The 17,561-nt window shown below is 68.0% G+C and carries 18 protein-coding genes; 2 read left to right on the forward strand and 16 right to left on the reverse strand.

All coding sequences use genetic code 11. The features are described 5' to 3' along the window. Positions 1 to 41 precede the first annotated feature (41 nt). From L3V18_RS04980 to rlmE, 12 genes are all read right to left on the reverse strand, one after another. Positions 42 to 236 (reverse strand): DUF2065 domain-containing protein, encoded by a 195-nt coding sequence (locus L3V18_RS04980; RefSeq protein ID WP_237053511.1) that lies wholly within the window; start codon positions 234 to 236, stop codon positions 42 to 44. 1 nt (position 237) lies between these two features. Then, entirely contained in the window at positions 238 to 1,101 is an 864-nt protein-coding gene (gene hflC / locus L3V18_RS04985) for a protease modulator HflC (RefSeq protein ID WP_237053512.1), read from the reverse strand. Continuing rightward, positions 1,098 to 2,198: an FtsH protease activity modulator HflK gene (gene hflK, locus L3V18_RS04990; RefSeq protein WP_237053513.1), complete on the reverse strand. Its 1,101-nt coding sequence runs from the start codon at positions 2,196 to 2,198 to the stop codon at positions 1,098 to 1,100. The genes hflC and hflK overlap by 4 nt, the downstream gene beginning before the upstream one ends. A gap of 183 nt (positions 2,199 to 2,381) precedes the next feature. After that, entirely contained in the window at positions 2,382 to 3,776 is a 1,395-nt protein-coding gene (hflX, locus tag L3V18_RS04995; protein WP_237053514.1) for a ribosome rescue GTPase HflX, read from the reverse strand. Between the two features lie 202 nt (positions 3,777 to 3,978). Then, on the reverse strand, positions 3,979 to 4,272 hold the full coding sequence (hfq, locus tag L3V18_RS05000; protein ID WP_237053515.1) for an RNA chaperone Hfq: 294 nt from the start codon (positions 4,270 to 4,272) through the stop codon (positions 3,979 to 3,981). 221 nt (positions 4,273 to 4,493) lie between these two features. Beyond that, positions 4,494 to 5,447, reverse strand: a complete 954-nt coding sequence (gene miaA / locus L3V18_RS05005) for a tRNA (adenosine(37)-N6)-dimethylallyltransferase MiaA (protein ID WP_237053516.1) — start codon at positions 5,445 to 5,447, stop codon at positions 4,494 to 4,496. A 358-nt stretch (positions 5,448 to 5,805) separates the two neighbouring features. Then, positions 5,806 to 7,308, reverse strand: a complete 1,503-nt coding sequence (gene putP / locus L3V18_RS05010; RefSeq protein ID WP_237053517.1) for a sodium/proline symporter PutP — start codon at positions 7,306 to 7,308, stop codon at positions 5,806 to 5,808. A gap of 80 nt (positions 7,309 to 7,388) precedes the next feature. After that, entirely contained in the window at positions 7,389 to 7,661 is a 273-nt protein-coding gene (locus L3V18_RS05015) for a hypothetical protein (protein ID WP_237053519.1), read from the reverse strand. A 175-nt stretch (positions 7,662 to 7,836) separates the two neighbouring features. Then, on the reverse strand, positions 7,837 to 8,901 hold the full coding sequence (locus L3V18_RS05020; RefSeq protein WP_237053522.1) for a trypsin-like serine peptidase: 1,065 nt from the start codon (positions 8,899 to 8,901) through the stop codon (positions 7,837 to 7,839). 497 nt (positions 8,902 to 9,398) lie between these two features. Then, the gene (gene folP / locus L3V18_RS05025; protein WP_237053523.1) at positions 9,399 to 10,301 is read right to left on the reverse strand and encodes a dihydropteroate synthase; all 903 of its coding nucleotides are present in this window, start codon (positions 10,299 to 10,301) and stop codon (positions 9,399 to 9,401) included. A gap of 300 nt (positions 10,302 to 10,601) precedes the next feature. Continuing rightward, positions 10,602 to 12,506 (reverse strand): ATP-dependent zinc metalloprotease FtsH, encoded by a 1,905-nt coding sequence (gene ftsH, locus L3V18_RS05030; protein WP_237053528.1) that lies wholly within the window; start codon positions 12,504 to 12,506, stop codon positions 10,602 to 10,604. Between the two features lie 122 nt (positions 12,507 to 12,628). After that, entirely contained in the window at positions 12,629 to 13,291 is a 663-nt protein-coding gene (gene rlmE / locus L3V18_RS05035; RefSeq protein WP_237053530.1) for a 23S rRNA (uridine(2552)-2'-O)-methyltransferase RlmE, read from the reverse strand. Positions 13,292 to 13,376: 85 nt separating this feature from the next. Between rlmE and yhbY the strand changes: the two genes are divergently transcribed. Then, entirely contained in the window at positions 13,377 to 13,682 is a 306-nt protein-coding gene (yhbY, locus tag L3V18_RS05040) for a ribosome assembly RNA-binding protein YhbY (RefSeq protein WP_237053533.1), read from the forward strand. A 211-nt stretch (positions 13,683 to 13,893) separates the two neighbouring features. Further along, positions 13,894 to 14,268, forward strand: a complete 375-nt coding sequence (locus L3V18_RS05045; protein ID WP_237053534.1) for an Mth938-like domain-containing protein — start codon at positions 13,894 to 13,896, stop codon at positions 14,266 to 14,268. A gap of 210 nt (positions 14,269 to 14,478) precedes the next feature. Here L3V18_RS05045 and L3V18_RS05050 read toward each other — a convergent pair whose 3' ends face one another. The 4 genes from L3V18_RS05050 to surE form a co-directional block, all read right to left on the reverse strand. Further along, complete coding sequence (locus L3V18_RS05050; protein ID WP_425493460.1) at positions 14,479 to 15,273, reverse strand: peptidoglycan DD-metalloendopeptidase family protein; 795 nt, start codon at positions 15,271 to 15,273, stop codon at positions 14,479 to 14,481. Between the two features lie 82 nt (positions 15,274 to 15,355). Continuing rightward, positions 15,356 to 15,940, reverse strand: a complete 585-nt coding sequence (locus L3V18_RS05055; protein ID WP_237053535.1) for a YqaA family protein — start codon at positions 15,938 to 15,940, stop codon at positions 15,356 to 15,358. 114 nt (positions 15,941 to 16,054) lie between these two features. Then, positions 16,055 to 16,732 (reverse strand): protein-L-isoaspartate(D-aspartate) O-methyltransferase, encoded by a 678-nt coding sequence (locus L3V18_RS05060; protein WP_237053536.1) that lies wholly within the window; start codon positions 16,730 to 16,732, stop codon positions 16,055 to 16,057. Next, a complete protein-coding gene (gene surE / locus L3V18_RS05065) occupies positions 16,729 to 17,520 on the reverse strand; it encodes a 5'/3'-nucleotidase SurE (RefSeq protein WP_237053538.1) in 792 nt (263 codons plus the stop codon). The genes L3V18_RS05060 and surE overlap by 4 nt, the downstream gene beginning before the upstream one ends. Between the last annotated feature and the right edge of the window lie 41 nt (positions 17,521 to 17,561).

A 17,561-nucleotide genomic window follows, 5' to 3' on the forward strand; every position in this document is an offset into this window, starting at 1 on the left:
TCCCCGGCCAACCCGTGTTCAGTCCCCTTCCGGACTCCGCTTCAGAACGCCCGCCGGGTCCACCACAACGCGATCAGACCGATGCCGACGAAGGTCGCGCCGATCCATCGCAGCTGCCGGTCCGGCAATGCGTGCAACTGCTCGGCCGCACGCTTCCAGCCACGCGGTGCGACGAACAGGAACAGCCCTTCCAGCACCGCGACCAGGCAGATCGCCGAGAGCAGCTCGCCGTACACCTCAGCGGTCGTTTTCGAGGTACTGCAGGAACGGATCGTCCTGATCCAGCACGATCAGCGCCTGGCCGTCGTCGAACGCTGCGCGATAGGCCTCCAGGCTGCGCTGGAATGCATAGAATGCCGGATCCTTGCTGGCCGCCGCGGCATATGCCCGCGCCGCTTCCGCATCGCCCTCGCCGCGCAGCCGCTGGGCATCGCGTTCGGCCTCGGCCACCAGCACGGTCTGGTCGCGATCGGCCTCGGCGCGGATCTGGCGCGCCTGCTCCTCGCCGGCGGCGCGCAGTGCGCTGGCGACCTGTCGGCGCTGGGCACTCATCCGGGCGTAGACGTTGGTGATGACCTCGCTGTCGGTGGGCAGGTCGATCTGCTTGATGCGCAGGTCGACGATGCGCACGCCAAGCGTGGCCGCACCCTCGTTGATCTTGTCCAGCTGCGCGTCGATGATCTCCGAGCGGTCCCCGGACACCACCTGCTGCAGCGTGCGCGCATTGATCTCGTTGCGCAGGGAGTCCTTCACGATCGGCACCAGCCTCGCGACCGCCACGTTCTCGTCGCCGCCGGTGGCGCGGAAGAAGGCGGTGGCGTCGTCGATCCGTCCGAGCGAGAAGAAATCGACGCTGATGTCCTTGCGCTCGGAGGTCAGATAGCGCTCCGGCGAGGCGTCAAGCACCTGCAGGCGGCGGTCGAACACCAGCGCGTTCTCGATCAGCGGCACCTTGAAGTGCAGGCCGGGACCCAGGCCGGCGCGGGAGACGCGGCCGAGGTTGAGCACGATCGCGGTCTCGCCTTCCTTCACGATGAAGACCGACCCGAGCAGGGTGAACAGCGCCGCGACGATCACGGCGATCCAGATGGGGGCCTTCATTGACGGGGCTCCTCACGGCCGCTGCGCGGCTCGCGACCGGTGCGCGCGGGGCGCGGGGTGGACGGTTCCGGCGTGCTCAGCGTCGGCGCCAGCAGTTCCGGAGCGATCGGCGCGGTCGAACCGCTGCGGGAGGCGCCCATCGGCGCGTAGATCAGCTGGCGCGAATCGCCACCGACGATCTTGCGGTTGTCGCTCAGCACCTGCTGGAGGGTCTCCAGCCACAGGCGCTTGCGGGTCACCTCGGGAGCCTGCTTGTACTCATCGACGAGCAGGGAAAAACGGTCGGCGTCGCCCTGCGCACGCGCGACGACCTCGGCCTTGTAGCCTTCGGCCGCGGTACGCACGCGTGCGGCAGTGCCTCGCGCCTCGGGCACGATCCGGGCCGCATACGCGCGGGCCTCGCTGATCAATCGCTCGCGTTCCTGCTGCGCGCTGTTGACGTCGTCGAAAGCCGGCTTGACCTGCTCCGGCGGGCGCGCATTCGGCAGGTTCAGCTCGGTCACGACCAGGCCGGTGCGATAGGCGTCGAGCGAGGCCTGCAACTGGTCGCGCGAGGACACCGCCAGTGCGTTGCGCGCTCCGAGCACGATATCGAGGGTGGAGCGGCCGACCTGTTCGCGCATGCTGCTCAGCGCGGCCTGCCGCAGTACCTCGTCGGCATCGCGGGTACCGAACAGGTAGCGCTGCGGATCGCTGACCTGGTACTGCACGTTCATCTCGACGTGGACGATGTTCTCGTCGCTGGTCAGCACCGGCACGTTGAAGCTCTCGGTACGGATGCGGGTCGCATCGACCTTGGTCACCCGCTCGAACGGCCATGGCAGCTTCAGGTGCGGGCCGGGCTGCATCACCCGCGAGAACTGGCCGAAGCGCAACACGACGCCGCGCTGGGTTTCGGCGATCAGCACGAAGCAGTTGAAGACCAGGAACAGGCCCAGCACCAGCAACAGCCAGCGACCGATGCCGGCGCCGCCGCCACCGCCGAAGATGTTGCGAAACTGGTCGAGAACGGCGTCGAGGCCGCCACCACCAGGACGTTGCCGTCGCGGCGGACGGTTGCCGCCGGAGTCGTTGTTGCCAGGGGTATTCCAGGCCATGCCTGCTCCAGTTCTGAAGTCGTTGTCGCGACGGAAACGGCCCGGTGGGAACCTGAATCCGGGGGAATGCGACGCCGGTCGATTCTAGGTGGGGTCCGGACAGGCCTCAAGCAAGTCGCCGCTGCAGGCCGCAACCGGATCCCACCGGTCACGCGTCCGAGCCTGCGCGCGGGCGTCACCGGCTCAATACAGGCCAGCGGTTTCGTCGCTGCCGGTCTCGATCAGCGGCCGCAGCCATTCGCCGTGCGGCTGCGCGAACAGCCGGCGCGCGTCGCTCACGGCCAGGTCGACATCGACCTGCCAGCCATGTTCGTCGGCGCTCTCGGCCTTCACCGCGCCGAGCTCGTGCAGTCGGGCTCTCAACCGCGCCGCCTGCGGCGGCACCCGCACCCGGCCGCTCACGTGCCGAAGCTCCAGTGCCTCGGCCAGGGCCTGCCGCAACAGCTCCAGCCCGCGCCCGTCGCGCGCCGACAGCCACACCCGCGGACGGCCCTCCGCCGGCCTGTCCAGGCGCGGCGCGAACGGCCGGAGGGTGCTTGCATCGGTTGCCGCGGCTTCGCCCGCCTCCTCGACCTCTCCGGCGAGCCGGTCGATCTTGTTGAACACCAGCACCTGCGGCAGGTCGCCGGCACCGATCTCGGCCAGCACCGCATCCACCTGGGCGATGCGATCGTGGCGTGCGGGGTCGGCGGCATCGACCACGTGCAGCAGCAAGTCGGCTTCGCGTGCCTCCGACAAGGTCGAGCGGAACGCGGCCACCAGCTCGTGCGGCAGATCGCGGACGAAGCCGACGGTGTCGGCCAGCACCACGTCGCCGGCCGAGCCGGCACCGCCCTGCCCCGCTCCGGAAGCGACGTTGATCCGGCGCACGGTCGGGTCCAGGGTCGCGAACAGCTGGTCGGCGGCGTAGGCGTCTGCACCGGTCAGCGCGTTGAACAGGGTCGACTTGCCCGCGTTGGTGTAGCCCACCAGCGCGACCCGCGGCAGTTCGCTGCGGACGCGGGCACGTCGCATCTGGGTGCGCTGAACTTCGACCTTGTCGAGCCGTTTCTGCAACATGTCGACGCGCTTCTGCAGCAGCCGGCGGTCGGTTTCCAGCTGGGTTTCGCCGGGGCCGCGCAGGCCGATCGAACCGCCGCGCTGGCGCTCCAGGTGGGTCCAGCCACGCACCAGCCGGGTCGCAAGGTGACGCAGCTGCGCCAGTTCGACCTGCAGCTTGCCCTCGTGGCTCTGCGCTCGCAGGGCGAAGATGTCGAGGATCAGCCCGGTGCGGTCGACGACCCGCCTCTGCAGGGCACGCTCCAGGTTGCGCTCCTGCACCGGACTCAGCGCGTGGTTGACCAGGATCAGGTCGGCGCCGCTGGCCTCGGCCGCGGCCTTCACCTCTTCCAGCTTGCCGCTGCCGATCAGGGTCGCGGGATTGGGCCGGTCGATGCGGGCGGTCAGCAGGGTCGCGACGCTGGCGCCGGCCGAGCGGGCCAAGTCGGCGAACTCCTCGAGCAGGTCCTCGTCCGGCGGGCCACCGGCATGCGGCTGTATCAGCAATGCATGCTCGCCCTTGCGGGATCGTTCAAACACGCGCGGTCAGACCTCGCGGAGCCACCTGGAAATTGCCGGCAGGACCGGGATTCCCCGGAGAGTGGGCGGAATGAAGTGTCATCGCCATCGAAGTCGGGGCCGGACGGGCCGATTTCAATGGCCCGGCGCACCCGCAACGCCCGCATGCCGCCGCCCGGGCCCGCAGGGAGGACCCCGGAGGGCCTCCCTGCGCCGCAGCGGCTTATTCGTTTTCGTTCTCGTCGTGGCCGTTGCCGTTGCCGTTGCCATCGCCGTGGCCGGTCTGCACATAGCCGCCCCCAGGGCCGACACGGACGTTGCGGGCCGGCACCACGGTCGAGATCGCGTGCTTGTAGACCATCTGGCTGACGGTGTTGCGCAGCAGGACGACGAACTGGTCGAAGGACTCGATCGTGCCCTGCAGCTTGATTCCGTTGACCAGATAGACCGAAACCGGCACGCGCTCGCGCCGCAGCGCATTCAGGAATGGATCCTGCAAGGATTGTCCCTTGGACATCAAAATTTCCCCATGCTGTTCTAGTTATAGGTGGGCCGCACGTCAGGCGCGGGCCATGCCGCCGGACACGCTCCCCACGCCGGCGACCGGCCGATGGTAGCGCACCGGCACCGCTGGCAACGCATCTGCGGCGAATTCCGTGAAATCCGTCCGGTCGGCAAGTGTACCGCGAGCGGAGCGTCGCGCCTGCCCGCCCATCCGCCTCCGTTCCGCTTCCATCGCTAGCGTCCGTCCAGGAACAACCCCAGCGCGTCGTCCAGCTCCCGACGTTGCGATTGCGGGTCGAACCAGCGCGCGTCCAGCTGGCCGCGCAGCCAGGTCAGCTGGCGCTTGGCCAACTGGCGGGTCGCGAAGATCGCGCGATCGCGGAAGTCGCCCTCCCCGGCCCGGCCGTCGAGGAACTCCCAGGCCTGGCGATAGCCGACCGCGCGGATCGCCGGCAGGTCCAGCGGAGCCGGATGCGCCCGCAGCTCGGGCAACGCACGCAGCGCGCGCACCTCGTCGAGGAAGCCGGCCGCCAGCATCGCATCGAAGCGCCGGACGATCCGCGCATGCAGCATCGCGCGGTCCGACGGCGCAAGCACCAGCTTCAGCACCCGGTACGGCAGCCGACGGCGCGGTTCGCGGCGCCAGTCGCTGATCGTGCGTCCCGACAAGCGCCAGACCTCCAGCGCACGCTGGATCCGTTGCGGGTCGGTCGCATGGATGCGGACGGCGGCCTCGGGGTCGATCGCGGCCAACTCGGCGTGCATGGCCGGCCAGCCGTGCACCGCGGCCTCGGCCTCGATCGCGGAACGCGTGACGGGGTCGGCCTCGGGCATCGGCGACAGGCCTTCCAGCAGAGCCTGGAAGTACAGACCGGTGCCGCCGGCGAGGACAGGCAGGCGTCCACGGGCGATGATGGCATCCAGCGCACGGTGCGCGTCGGCGGCGAACTCGGCCGCCGAGTACGGACGCCACGGATCGCACACGTCTATCAGGTGATGTGGAACCTGCGCACGTTCGTCGCGGCTCGGCTTCGCGGCACCGATGTCCAGGCCACGATAGACCAGCGCCGAATCGACACTGACGATCTCGCCTCCGAAACGCGCGGCCCAGTCGAGTGCGAGCGCGGTCTTGCCCGACGCGGTCGGACCCATCAAGGCGATCGCGAGCGGGCGCGGGTCAGCTGGCATGTCGATCGGTCAAGTCGGGGCGATCCAGAATCGCATGGGCCCTGGCTGGACGGAAGCCGATGGCGTGGCACCGGCTTGCGATCCGCCCCGTCGTCGCTTTCCACACAGCCTGTGGAAAACCGCTGGGACAACATTGTTGAGAACCGCACGAGGCCCTGCAGCCGCAAGGGTCCGCGCGAACCTGGACATTTTTTGACCAGCACGTTTCAGCTGTCCACAATGCCTGTGGACAAGCCTGCGGACAGCATCGGGAACAACGCCGGGATCCCTTTGCGCCACAAGGGTCGGCACGATCATGGCGAAAAAATGACCACCCGGAACGCTTGACAAAACCACGCGGAAAAGCAGGTCCGCGCGCTCAGTAGCCGTTCTCGCGCAGACTCAGGCGCACCTGTTCGTGAGTCGTCTGCACTTCGTGCGGCGGCGTCCTGCCGAGCAGGCTGGTCACCACGATGGCGATGGTCGCGGCGATCACACCCGGCACTATCTCGTACAGCCCGCTACCCAGCCTTTCGACAGCGATCAGCTTCCAGGCCATCACCGTCAGCGCACCAACCACCATGCCGGCAAGAGCGCCGTTGCGCGTCATCCGCTTCCACACCAGCGACAACACCACCACCGGGCCGAACGCGGAACCGAAACCGGCCCAGGCATAACTGACGAGGCCCAGCACGCGGCTGTCGGGATTCGAGGCGATCGCGATCGCCGCCAGCGCGACCAGCAGCACCATCGCGCGGCCGACCCAGACCAGCTCGCGATGTCCGGCGTCCTTGCGGATGAAGCCGCGATAGAAATCTTCGGTCAGCGCGCTCGAGCACACCAGCAACTGGCACGACAACGTGCTCATCACCGCCGCCAGGATAGCCGACAGCAACACGCCGGCCACCCAGGGATTGAACAACTGCTCGGCCAGCACGATGAACACGCGCTCGGAATTGGCGTTGACCGGCGCGGCGACGTTCGGATGAGCGCCGAACCAGGCGATGCCGAAGAAGCCGACCGACATCGCGCCGAACAGGCACAGCACCATCCAGGTCATTCCGATCCGGCGCGCCTTCGGGATCGTGGCGACACTGTCGGCGGCCATGAACCGGGCCAGGATATGCGGCTGGCCGACGTAACCCAGTCCCCACGCCATCGCCGAGACGATCGCGACGATCCCGCCCGCGCCCACCCATTGCAGGCGCGCGGGATCGACCTGCTCGATCACCGCCAGGCTCGGTGCGAGACCGCCGTTGCCCACGATCACCATGACCGGAGTGACGATCAGCGCGAAGATCATCAGTGTCGCCTGCACCGTGTCGGTCCAGCTGACCGCAAGGAAGCCGCCGATCAACGTGTACAGGATGGTGGCCGCCGCGCCGTACCAGATCGCCTGCGCGTACGGCACGCCGAACACGCTCTCGAACAGCCTTGCGCCGGCGACGATGCCGGATGCGCAGTAGACCGCGAAGAACACCAGGATCACCAGTGCCGACAGCACCCGCAGGATGCGGCTGCGGTCGGCGAAGCGGTGGGTGAAGTAGTCCGGCAGCGTCAGCGCGTTGCGGGTGCGCTCGGTATACACGCGCAGCGGACCGGCCACGTAGCGCCAGTTCGCCCACGCGCCGATGATCAGGCCGAACGCGATCCATGCCTTCGACGCGCCGCTGGCGTACAGCGTGCCGGGCAGGCCCATCAGCAGCCAGCCGCTCATGTCGGAAGCGCCGGCCGACAATGCGGTGACGTAGCTGCCGAGCGACCGGCCACCGAGGATGTAGTCGTCGAAGGTGCGCGTCGAGCGCCAGGCGATGAATCCGATCGCGACCGTCGCGATCAGATAGACGGCGAAGGTGACGATCAACGGCGTATCGGCGGTCATGGCTTCTCCCCGGGGCCGGCGCGGCCCTTCCCGCCGGCAAGCTTACCCTGCCGTGCCGATGGCGGCCGGAGCCTTCCCCGCTACCGCAATCCGCCCTTGCGGGGAATGGCCTGGAGTTCGTCGATCACCTCCCGGGTGGCACGCAGTTCGATCTGCACAGGGAACGATTCGCGGACGACGACATCCCTCACCTGGCCGCGCGCTTCGAGCTCGCGCACTCGCGCCAGCACCGGATCGGGTGTCTCGGCGCTACCGACAATCATCACTTTCTCGAGCATGACGCCCCCACCCGGTGCAGGTCCGGAGTCCTGGTGGCCATTGCCGTCCGCGCATCCCGACAGGGCGAACAGCATTACCGCCCGGATTGCCCCGGCGGATATTATTCCAGGTAAAGACGATGCCATCGGTTACCCCTCCTGCTGAATGTATTCAGGCGCAAGCGCCGGGAATGCGCCGCTTTCGCGAACGCATCCCCGGCAGACCGGAAATTCCCATTGGTCGAAACCGGTCGAAACCGGTCGAAACCGATCAAGGGTACGTGGAAATCCAGTTCTGCAACTGGTTGAACACCGTGCTGGTCAGCCGCGTCCCGCAATTCTGGGTGGACGACCCGGTGGTGTGCACGCCGCGCACGACATTGCCGCTGTCATAGATGCCGCTGCCGCTGTTTCCCCCATACGTGTCGATGGTGTAGCACAGCCGGTAGGAACCGCTGGTCCACACACCGCCGGACATCCGCCACATCGTGCCGAACGGCTTGTCGGCCGGGTAGCCGGTGATGGTGTGAGTGCCGCCCGAGTAGGTGCCATAACCGGCATGGCCGCCATGCGCCGGCGCCGAGAGCACGATCAACGCATAGTCGTAGTTGGTATTGCTGTTGTTGTGCCAGGCCGAGGTCGTCACGGCGGTGGCCCAGGAGGTGGTGCCCCACGGCTTGTAGCTGCCGTTCTGCGCCGGGGTGAAATCCAGGCTGGAGTACCAGTTGCCGGAACCGTCGGACACGCAATGGCCCGCGGTGAGCACGTGCTTGGGCGTGATCAGGGTGCCGGTGCAGCCGATGCCTATGCGGCCGATGTGCCAGTACGGCGAGGCCACCGTATTGGTGACCTGGACGCGGCCGTCAGGGCCGATCACGACGCTGGGCTTGACCCGGATATCGCCGCCGCCAAGCAGTTGCATCGGCGCCGTCGGTTCTGCGCCGGGCATGGTCATGGACCCACGACCCAGGATCTCCAGCGCACGGATCGCCTCCTCCAGCAGCAACGCGTCCTCCGGGCTCACGTTCGACTCGTAGACATCACCGTTGCGGGTCACCATGACCGCGCTCATTCCTTCGGCCTTCTGTTGCGGCGTCTGCGGGCGCGCCGTGGCCGCAGGACCCGGATCGGGCATCGCATTGGTGACGAGATTGTCGCCATGGATGAAGCTCGCCTTCTCGTTGGTCTTCTGGAACTCGCCCGCGTTCGCCGTACCCAGGATGGCGCCCGCACACAGGACTGCCAGAGCCGTCATCTTCGAGATTTTCATCGAAATTTCCCTCCGTTGATTATCAGAACTTTCCTTTTGTTCACGGACGAATATGCCGCCCTTCATGCTGCACATTCGTCCGACGGCAGTATTTCGACGGATACCGCATTTCACCGTGATTCAAATCACAGAACACCTGGAAAGGCGAAAATTCCACTCTCCCCTTCCGCATTCACCATTGCGCAGACCTTTTTCACTTAAATCCGGTGCGAAGTGACATTTATAATCGCCAGGTGAAGATTCCATTCAATATCGATTAGTCATCGAAACATAATATTTTCCGGACAGGCCGCCGCGCCCAGGCGACACGAAATTCAGCATCGCCTCCGGCCCGGGCCGGAGGCGGCGCGTGGAGAAATCCTGAATCACCCGCCCGCCTCCGGCCTTGGAACAGGCCACGCGGTTGGTTCAGCCCAGCGTCGCTGACGCACGGCGACAGCGTGGTCTCCGACGGAACGGCGCATCCACGGGTCGAGCAGGCAACGCTACCCGACCCGGCGTGAGCAGGGGACGGACCTGGCTCTGCGACGCCCGAACACGGCCGGAATGGGGGCAGAGCTTCCCTAGTCTTCGTCGGGCCAGCGGGGCGCAGGCCGCGCGGATGCGCTGGGCAGCGGCCGTGGGACCGCGGCAACCGCGTTCCAGACCTTCAGCGCATCGGCGGTAGCGGCAACGTCATGCACCCGGACGATGGCCGCGCCATGCTGTACCGCGATCAGATGTGCCGCCAGCGAGCCATGGACGCGCTCGCGCGGATCGTCGCGGCCGGTCAGTTCGCCGATGCTGCGCTTGCGCGACAATCCCGCCAGCAACGGCACGCCCAGCTCGCCGAAACGCCGCAGTTGCGCCAGCAGGGCGAGGTTGTGCTCCAGCGTCTTGCCGAAGCCGAAGCCGGGATCGACCACGATCCGCTTCTTGTCGATGCCGGCCATCTCGGCGGCGAATATCCGCTCGGCCAGGAACCGGTGCACCTCGGCGACCACATCATCGTACGACGGCGCCGCCTGCATCGAGCGCGGCTCGCCCTGCATGTGCATCAACACCACCGGCACGCGGCAGTCGGCCGCGGCCTCGAGCGCGCCATCGCGACGCAGCGCCTGGACATCGTTGATCATCCCCGCGCCGGCGGCGGCTGCGGCGCGCATCACTTCGGGCTTGGAGGTGTCGACCGAGATCGGCACTTCGACCTGCGCCGCCAGCGCCTCGATCACGGGCACGACCCGTCGCAGCTCCTCGTCGACCGGCACCGCGTCGGCACCCGGTCGGGTCGACTCGCCGCCGATGTCGACAATGTCGGCTCCTTCCTCCACCAGCCTCAACGCGTGCGCGACCGCGGCTTCGGTGCCGGCGTGCTCGCCGCCGTCGGAGAAGGAATCCGGAGTGACGTTGACGATGCCCATGATCCGCGGACGATCGAGGATCAGACGGCGGCCATTGCAGTCGAGCGAAGGGGCGGTATCGAACATTGAAGGACTGATGCTCAGCGCTGGAGGAAGGGCGACCGGTGGGACGAAGCCGCGACGGGGGATTCCGTACTTGCGGGGGAGGCCCGGCGCGGCACGGAGTTCACCGGCCCATGGTGCCGGACAGTGTGCCATCGTCGGGGCAACGCCACCGGCGGATGGCGCCCAGCCTCGCGCAGCCGTTGCGCCGGATACCGACCACCCATCCGGCGAGCAGTCCGCTTCGACCGCGCCGTCCAAACGGCAAGGGCCGGAAGGTCACCCTTCCGGCCCTTGTCCGTCGCGGACCCGTGCGTCACCCGCTCAGGTCTGCGCCGCCGGCCCGACCACCGCCCCGGGCGGGGTGCTGTCGGCGTCGTCCTTCGGCGCCCTGCCCGACTTCACCCAGTCCGCTGGCGGACCCGGCACTCGGCCCTCCATGATCTCGTCGATCTGGTGCGCGTCGATGGTCTCGTACTGCAGCAGCGCATCGGCCATCACGTGCAGCTTGTCGATGTTCTCCTTGAGGATCCGCGTGGTCTCGCCGTAGGCCTTGTCGAGGATGCCGCGCACGACCACGTCGATCTTGCGCGCGGTCTCATCGGAGACGTTCTTGTGCTGGGTCACCGAGCGGCCGAGGAACACCTCGTCCTCGTCCTCGCTGTAGGCGATCGGCCCCATCTCGTCCGACAGGCCCCACTTGGTGACCATGTTCCGGGCCATCTTGGTCGCACGCTCGATGTCGTTGGACGCGCCGGTGGTGACCTTGTCGGCGCCGAAGATCAGCTCCTCGGCGACCCGGCCGCCGTACAGCGAGCACAGCTGCGACTGGATGGCGACGCGGTTGATGCTGTACTTGTCGCCTTCCGGCAGGTACATGGTCACGCCCAGCGCGCGGCCGCGGGGGATGATCGTGACCTTGTAGACCGGATCGTGCTCGGGCACCACCCGGCCGACGATCGCGTGCCCGGCTTCGTGATAGGCGGTGAGCTTCTTCTCGTCCTCGCTCATCGCCATCGAGCGACGCTCGGCGCCCATCAGGATCTTGTCGCGCGCCTTGTCGAAGAATTCCATCCGCACCTCGCGCGCGTTCTCGCGGGCGGCGAACAGCGCGGCCTCGTTGCAGAGGTTGGCGAGGTCGGCGCCGGAGAAGCCCGGAGTGCCGCGGGCGATCGTCATCGGCTCGACATCGTCGGCCAGCGGCAGCTTGCGCATGTGCACGCGCAGGATCTGCTCGCGGCCCTTCACGTCGGGCAGCCCCACCACGACCTGGCGGTCGAAGCGGCCCGGGCGCAACAGCGCCGGATCGAGCACGTCCGGACGGTTGGTCGCGGCGATCACGATCACGCCCTCGCCGCCCTCGAAGCCGTCCATCTCGACCAGCAGCTGGTTCAACGTCTGCTCGCGCTCATCGTGACCGCCGCCCAGGCCGGCGCCGCGATGGCGGCCGACCGCGTCGATCTCGTCGATGAAGATGATGCACGGCGCGTGCTTCTTGGCCTGCTCGAACATGTCGCGCACACGGCTGGCACCGACGCCGACGAACATCTCGACGAAATCGGAGCCGGAGATGCTGAAGAACGGCACCTTGGCCTCGCCGGCGATCGCACGGGCCAGCAGGGTCTTGCCGGTGCCGGGCGGGCCGACCATCAGCACACCGCGCGGGATCTTGCCGCCGAGCTTCTGGAACTTGGAAGGATCGCGCAGGAACTCGACCAGCTCGCCGACCTCCTCCTTCGCCTCGTCGCAGCCGGCGACGTCGGCGAAGGTCACCTTGACCTCGCTCTCGCCCTGCATCTTCGCGCGCGACTTGCCGAAGCTCATCGCGCCCTTGCTGCCGCCCTGCTGCATCTGGCGCATGAAGTAGATCCAGATGCCGATGAACAGCAGCCACGGCAGGATGTTGATCAGGATGTACAACAGCGACGGGCCGCTGTCCGGCGGCGTCTGCTCGACCGCGACGTTGTGGTTGATCAGGTCGTTGACCAGATCCTTGTCGCCGGGGTTGTAGGTGGTGAACTTGGTGCCGTCCTTCCGCTCACCGGTGATCGTGGTGCGGTCGGCGTCGATCTTGATCTTCTCGACGCGATCGTTCTGCACCTGATGGACGAACTGGTCGTAGGCCAAGGTCTCGGTGCCCGCGGTGCGCGGCCCGAACGCCTGGAACACCACCATCAGCACGACGGCGACGACAACCCAGAGCAGGAGATTCTTGGCCAGATCGTTCATGTAGTTACGTTACCTGTTGCCCAACCTAGTGATGACCCACACCGGAAAAATGTGGCGCGGGCCCCTGGAATCCGGTCCGACCGGCGTGGCACCGGCACCGACCACGCATGTTTCCCGACACCTTACTTGATCGCGGCCCGCTTGCCCTGTGCCAGGGCATAGACCTCGGGCGAGCGCCGCCGCGATGCCGCCGGCTTGCGGATCGCCACCTTGTCGTAGCGGCGGCGCAGCTCGCGGACGTACTCATCGAACCCCACGCCCTGGAAGAGCTTGATCAGGAACGCGCCGCCCACCCTGAGGTGATGGTCGGCGAAGTCCATCGCCAGCTCGGCCAGGTACATCGCGCGCGGCATGTCGACCGCATCCACACCGCTCTTATTGGGGGCCATATCCGACAGCACAAGGTCCACCGGCTTGCCCGCGAGCGACGCTTCCAGCCGCGATAGGACCGCATCCTCCCTGAAATCACCATGAAGGAACTCCACCCCTGCCAGCGGCGGCATCTCGAGGATGTCCAGGGCGATCACCCGGCCCGGACGGCCCGGATCCATGCGCTCGAGCTCCTGGCGCACCCATTGCGACCATCCACCCGGTGCGGCGCCCAGGTCGACCACCACCATCCCGGGCTTGAGCAGGCGGTCGCGTTCGGCCAGCTCCTCGAGCTTGAATGCGGCCCGCGAGCGCAGACCCTCGGCCTGGGCCTTCTTCACGAACGGGTCGGAGAAATGCTCCTTCAGCCAGCGCTGGCTGGACTTGCTGCGGGATGACTTGCTGCGGGCGGCCATGGGCGCTGGGAAAGCCCTGTGATCGAATCGGGAAGCGGTCACCATGATACCCTGAGCGGCCCTCCAGCCCGTTCACGTGACCCCGATGCCGATCCAGCTGACCGCCGCCCAGACCCGTTTCCTGCGCGGCCAGGCCCATGGCCTGAAGGCGATGCTGCAGGTGGGCGGCAAGGGCATCACCGATGCGCTGGTGGCCGAAGTGGACAACGCCCTCGAGCACCACGAGCTGATCAAGGTCAAGGTCGCCGCCGAGGACCGGGAGGCCCGCGACGCGATGATCGACGAGGTCGTCGAACGGACCGGCGCGGCACTGGTCCAGCGCATCGGCCACACTGCGGTGTTGTATCGTCCGGGCAGGGACAAGCGTCAGATCGTGCTGCCGCGGGCGTGAGCGCATACGGGCGTCGGGGCCCGGTTGTTCGCATGCGTGCGACGAACCTCCCGGTCCTGCGGACTGCGTGAACGGCTCTCGACCGCACGGACCGCGAGATGTCGCGGGTACGCCCACGGGTGCGGCGTAAGCCGCGACCGGTTGTTCATGGGAACCCCCTCGCGGCTTACGCCGCTCCTGCGAAAGCCTCCAGCCCTCACCCCTGATTTCAATGCAACTGACCCTCGAACGTCCCGACCACGAGTTCTTCCTGCGCGGCGCCGATGGCGGCAGCGCGCTGGTCAATGAACGCCGGCTGGAGTCGAGCTTCGTGCTGGCGCCCGATCGCCTGATCGAGGACTGGGCGGTTGCCGACATCGGCGCCCTGGGCGCGGGCGAGCTGGCTCCGGTACTGGCGCTGAAGCCGGAAGTGGTGCTGCTGGGAACCGGCGAAACCCAGGTGTTTCCGTCGGCGGCGGCGATGGCCGCCTGCCTGTCTCAAGGAATCGGCGTCGAGGTGATGAGCAATGCCGCCGCCGCCCGTACCTTCAACGTCCTCGCCGGCGAAGGCCGCCGCGTGGTCGCCGCGTTCGTCCTCGCCCGCTGAGCTTCGGTCCGGCCCCCGAGGCCGGGGATCCGCTCCCGGACGGAGCCCGACGGCGTTAAGCGCCCCGGCAGGCACTGCAACGGATCGACCGGTTTGCCGCTGTAGCGGGCGAGCCGGCGCCGCCTGCGGCCCATTGGGCCGCGCGCCGGCGAGCGCCCGGTGCGCTTGCACCGGGCCGGGGATCCGCTCCCGGACGGAGCCCGATGGCGTTCAGCGTCTCGGCAGGTATTGAAGCGGATCGACCGGCTTGCCGTTGTAGCGGATCTCGAAGTGCAGCATGTCGCGGGCGGCGCCGCTGCGACCCATCTCGGCGATCTGCTGGCCGGACTTGACCACCGCTCCCTCGGCGACCAGCCGGTTGCGATTGTGACCGTAGGCCGACAGCCACTGGTCGTTGTGCTTGATGATGATCAGCTCACCATAGCCGACCAGCCCGGCGCCCGAGTAGACCACCACGCCGTCGCCGGCAGCGCGCACCGGCGCGCCGCTGCGTCCGGCGATGTCGACGCCCTGCCGGGTCGGGTCGCCATTGGCGAACCGGCTGACCAGTTCGCCGTCGGCCGGCCAGCGCCAGGACAACCCGCTGTCGACCGGCGCCGCGGCCGGAGCCGCCGGAGGGGCGGCGGCAGCCGTGCGGCCGCCGCTGCCGGACGAAGCCTGCTCGGGCCGGCGGGTCGACTGTCCAGATGCGGCGACCGATGCGCTGCCGGTGCCCGACGGGTACAGTCGCAGCCGCTGTCCGGGATGGATGGTGTACGGGGGCGAGATGCCGTTCCACGCCGCAAGGTCGTGCAGGGTGATGCCGTTGTCGGTGGCGATGCGGTAGAGATTGTCGCCACGGCGGACCACGACGGTCGCACCCGGTCTGGGCTTGGACACCGCAACGGGGCCGGAGCGGCCGGAGCCGCTCTCGCGGACAACGGTGCTGGAACAGGCCACCGCGCCGATCGCGAACAATGCGCACAGCACCGCCTGACGGAAAATGGAGTTTGGGGTCATGGTCATGCGTCGGATCCTTGGCCTCCGGTTGCTTGTCATCGTCTTCGCGGCAACCGGACGCTGGCCCCGGTCCCGCTTGGACACGCGCTCAGCCGCGCAGTTCCAGCCAGACCACCGCGCCGATCACCAGCACGGCCACGGCCCAGCCCAGTACCTCGATATAGCGGCGCAGGCCTTCCTCCAGCCGCTTGCCGCCGAATGCGACCAGTCCGGCAACGAGAAAGAAACGCGTGCCACGCCCGATGGCAGAGCCCAGCAGGAAAGGTATCAGCCCGATGCCGGTCGCACCCGACGCGATCGTGAACACCTTGTAGGGAATCGGCGTGAATGCCGCGACGAACACGATCCAGAAGCCGTATCGCTCGAACAGCGCCTGCACCTTGAGGAACGGCGTGTCCCAGCCGAGCTTGAGCATCCATGGCCAGATCGCTTCCAGCGCGAAGTGTCCAAGCATATAGCCGAGCACGCCGCCGACGACCGAGGCGATCGTGCAGATCGCGGCCAGGCGCATCCAGCGCTGCGGAGTCGACAGCGCCATGGGCGCCAGCATCACGTCGGGCGGCACCGGGAAGAACACCGATTCGGCGACGCTCAGCGCAGCGAGGTAGCGCGGCGCGCGATGGTGCGCCGCCCATACCAGGCAGCGGTCGTAGATCGGACCGAAGAGCTTCATGCGACCGGCCTCATGCGATCTGTTCCCCAGGGCGGGCTCCACGCAACAGGCGGCGGGCATCCTCGTGCGGACCCGCGAACCGGCGGCCGCGGAGCGCGCCACATGCGGGCGGCATCAGTCGATCATTCCGGACAGCAGCGGCACGAACACGACCGGCGCCAGCGCCTGCTGGCTGAGCGTGCCGTCGGCCTGCTTGCGCAGCATCACCAGCGACTGCGAGGCCGCGGCTCCGACCGGCGCGACCAGCGTGCCGCCTGGCGCGAGCTGGGCGCTCAGCGCATCGACCAGGGCCGGAGCGGCCGCGGTCACCATGATCGCGTCGAACGGCCCGTTTTCCGGCCAGCCGATGCGGCCGTCGTCGTGCTTGCTGCGGATGTTCATGCCGAGCGAACGGAACCGCTTGCGCGCGACCCGCAGCAGCTCGCCGATACGCTCGACCGTATGCACTTCCAGTCCGAGCGCGGCCAGCACGGCCGCCTGGTAGCCGGAGCCGGTACCGATCTCGAGCACCTTCTCCGGTGCGACCGACAGCACCGCCTCGGTCATCCGGGCCACCACCCACGGCTGCGAGATGGTCTGGCCGTGGCCGATCGGCAGCGCGGTGTCCTCGTAGGCGCGGGTCGCCAGCGCCTCGTCGACGAACAGGTGGCGCGGCACCGTGCGGATCGCGTTGAGCACGCGCTCGTCGCGGATGCCCTCCTCGCGCAGGCGTTCGACCAGGCGGTCGCGGACGCGCTGAGAGGTCATGCCGGTGCCCAGCGCCTCCGGCTGCAGGCGCATGCGCAGGCTCATGGCTGCACCTCGGCCGCCGGATGCAGCGCGACGGACAGGCCATCGACCCAACTGGCGACCTGGTCGAGCGCCTGGTAGCGGGTCAGGTCGACCAGGATCGGCGTGATCGCGATATGGCCGGTGCGCAGCGCATGGAAGTCGGTGCCCGGGCCGGCGTCCTGTTCGGGACCGGCCGCACCGATCCACCACCAGGAACGGCCGCGCGGGTCCTGCTGCGGGATGCAGTCCTCGGCACGATGGCGGTTGCCCAGGCGGGTGACCTCGAAACCGCGCACCTGCTCCCACGGCACGTCCGGGACATTCACGTTCAGGATTGTGTCGGCCGGCAGCGGATCGACGCTGAGCCGGGCGATGATCTCGACGGCGGCACGGGCGGCGGTTTCGTAGTGCCTGCCAACGTGATCGGCGGTGTTCAGCGAGACGGCGATCGCCGGCAGGCCGAGGAAGCGGCCTTCCATCGCCGCGGCGACGGTGCCGGAGTAGATCACATCGTCGCCCATGTTGGCGGTGTTGTTGATGCCGGACACGACGATGTCGGGCTCGGCTTCCAGCATCCCGGTGATCGCCACATGGACGCAGTCGGTGGGCGTGCCGTGGACGCGCCAGGTGCTGTCGTCGAGCTGGACGACCCGCACCGGCGCGTCGAGGGTCAGTGAATTGCTGGCGCCGGAGCGGTCGCGATCCGGGGCGACCATCAGGACCTCGTGGCCGGCGGCGCGCAGGCCTTCGGCAAGGAAACGGATGCCCGGGGCGTCGACACCGTCGTCGTTGCTGACCAGAACTCGCATGGACTCCCTATGGACGTGAAGCGCTACGGCGTTGCTGCGGA

The sequence above is a fragment of the Marilutibacter chinensis genome, assembly GCF_021725675.1.
Taxonomy (GTDB): domain Bacteria; phylum Pseudomonadota; class Gammaproteobacteria; order Xanthomonadales; family Xanthomonadaceae; genus Marilutibacter; species Marilutibacter chinensis.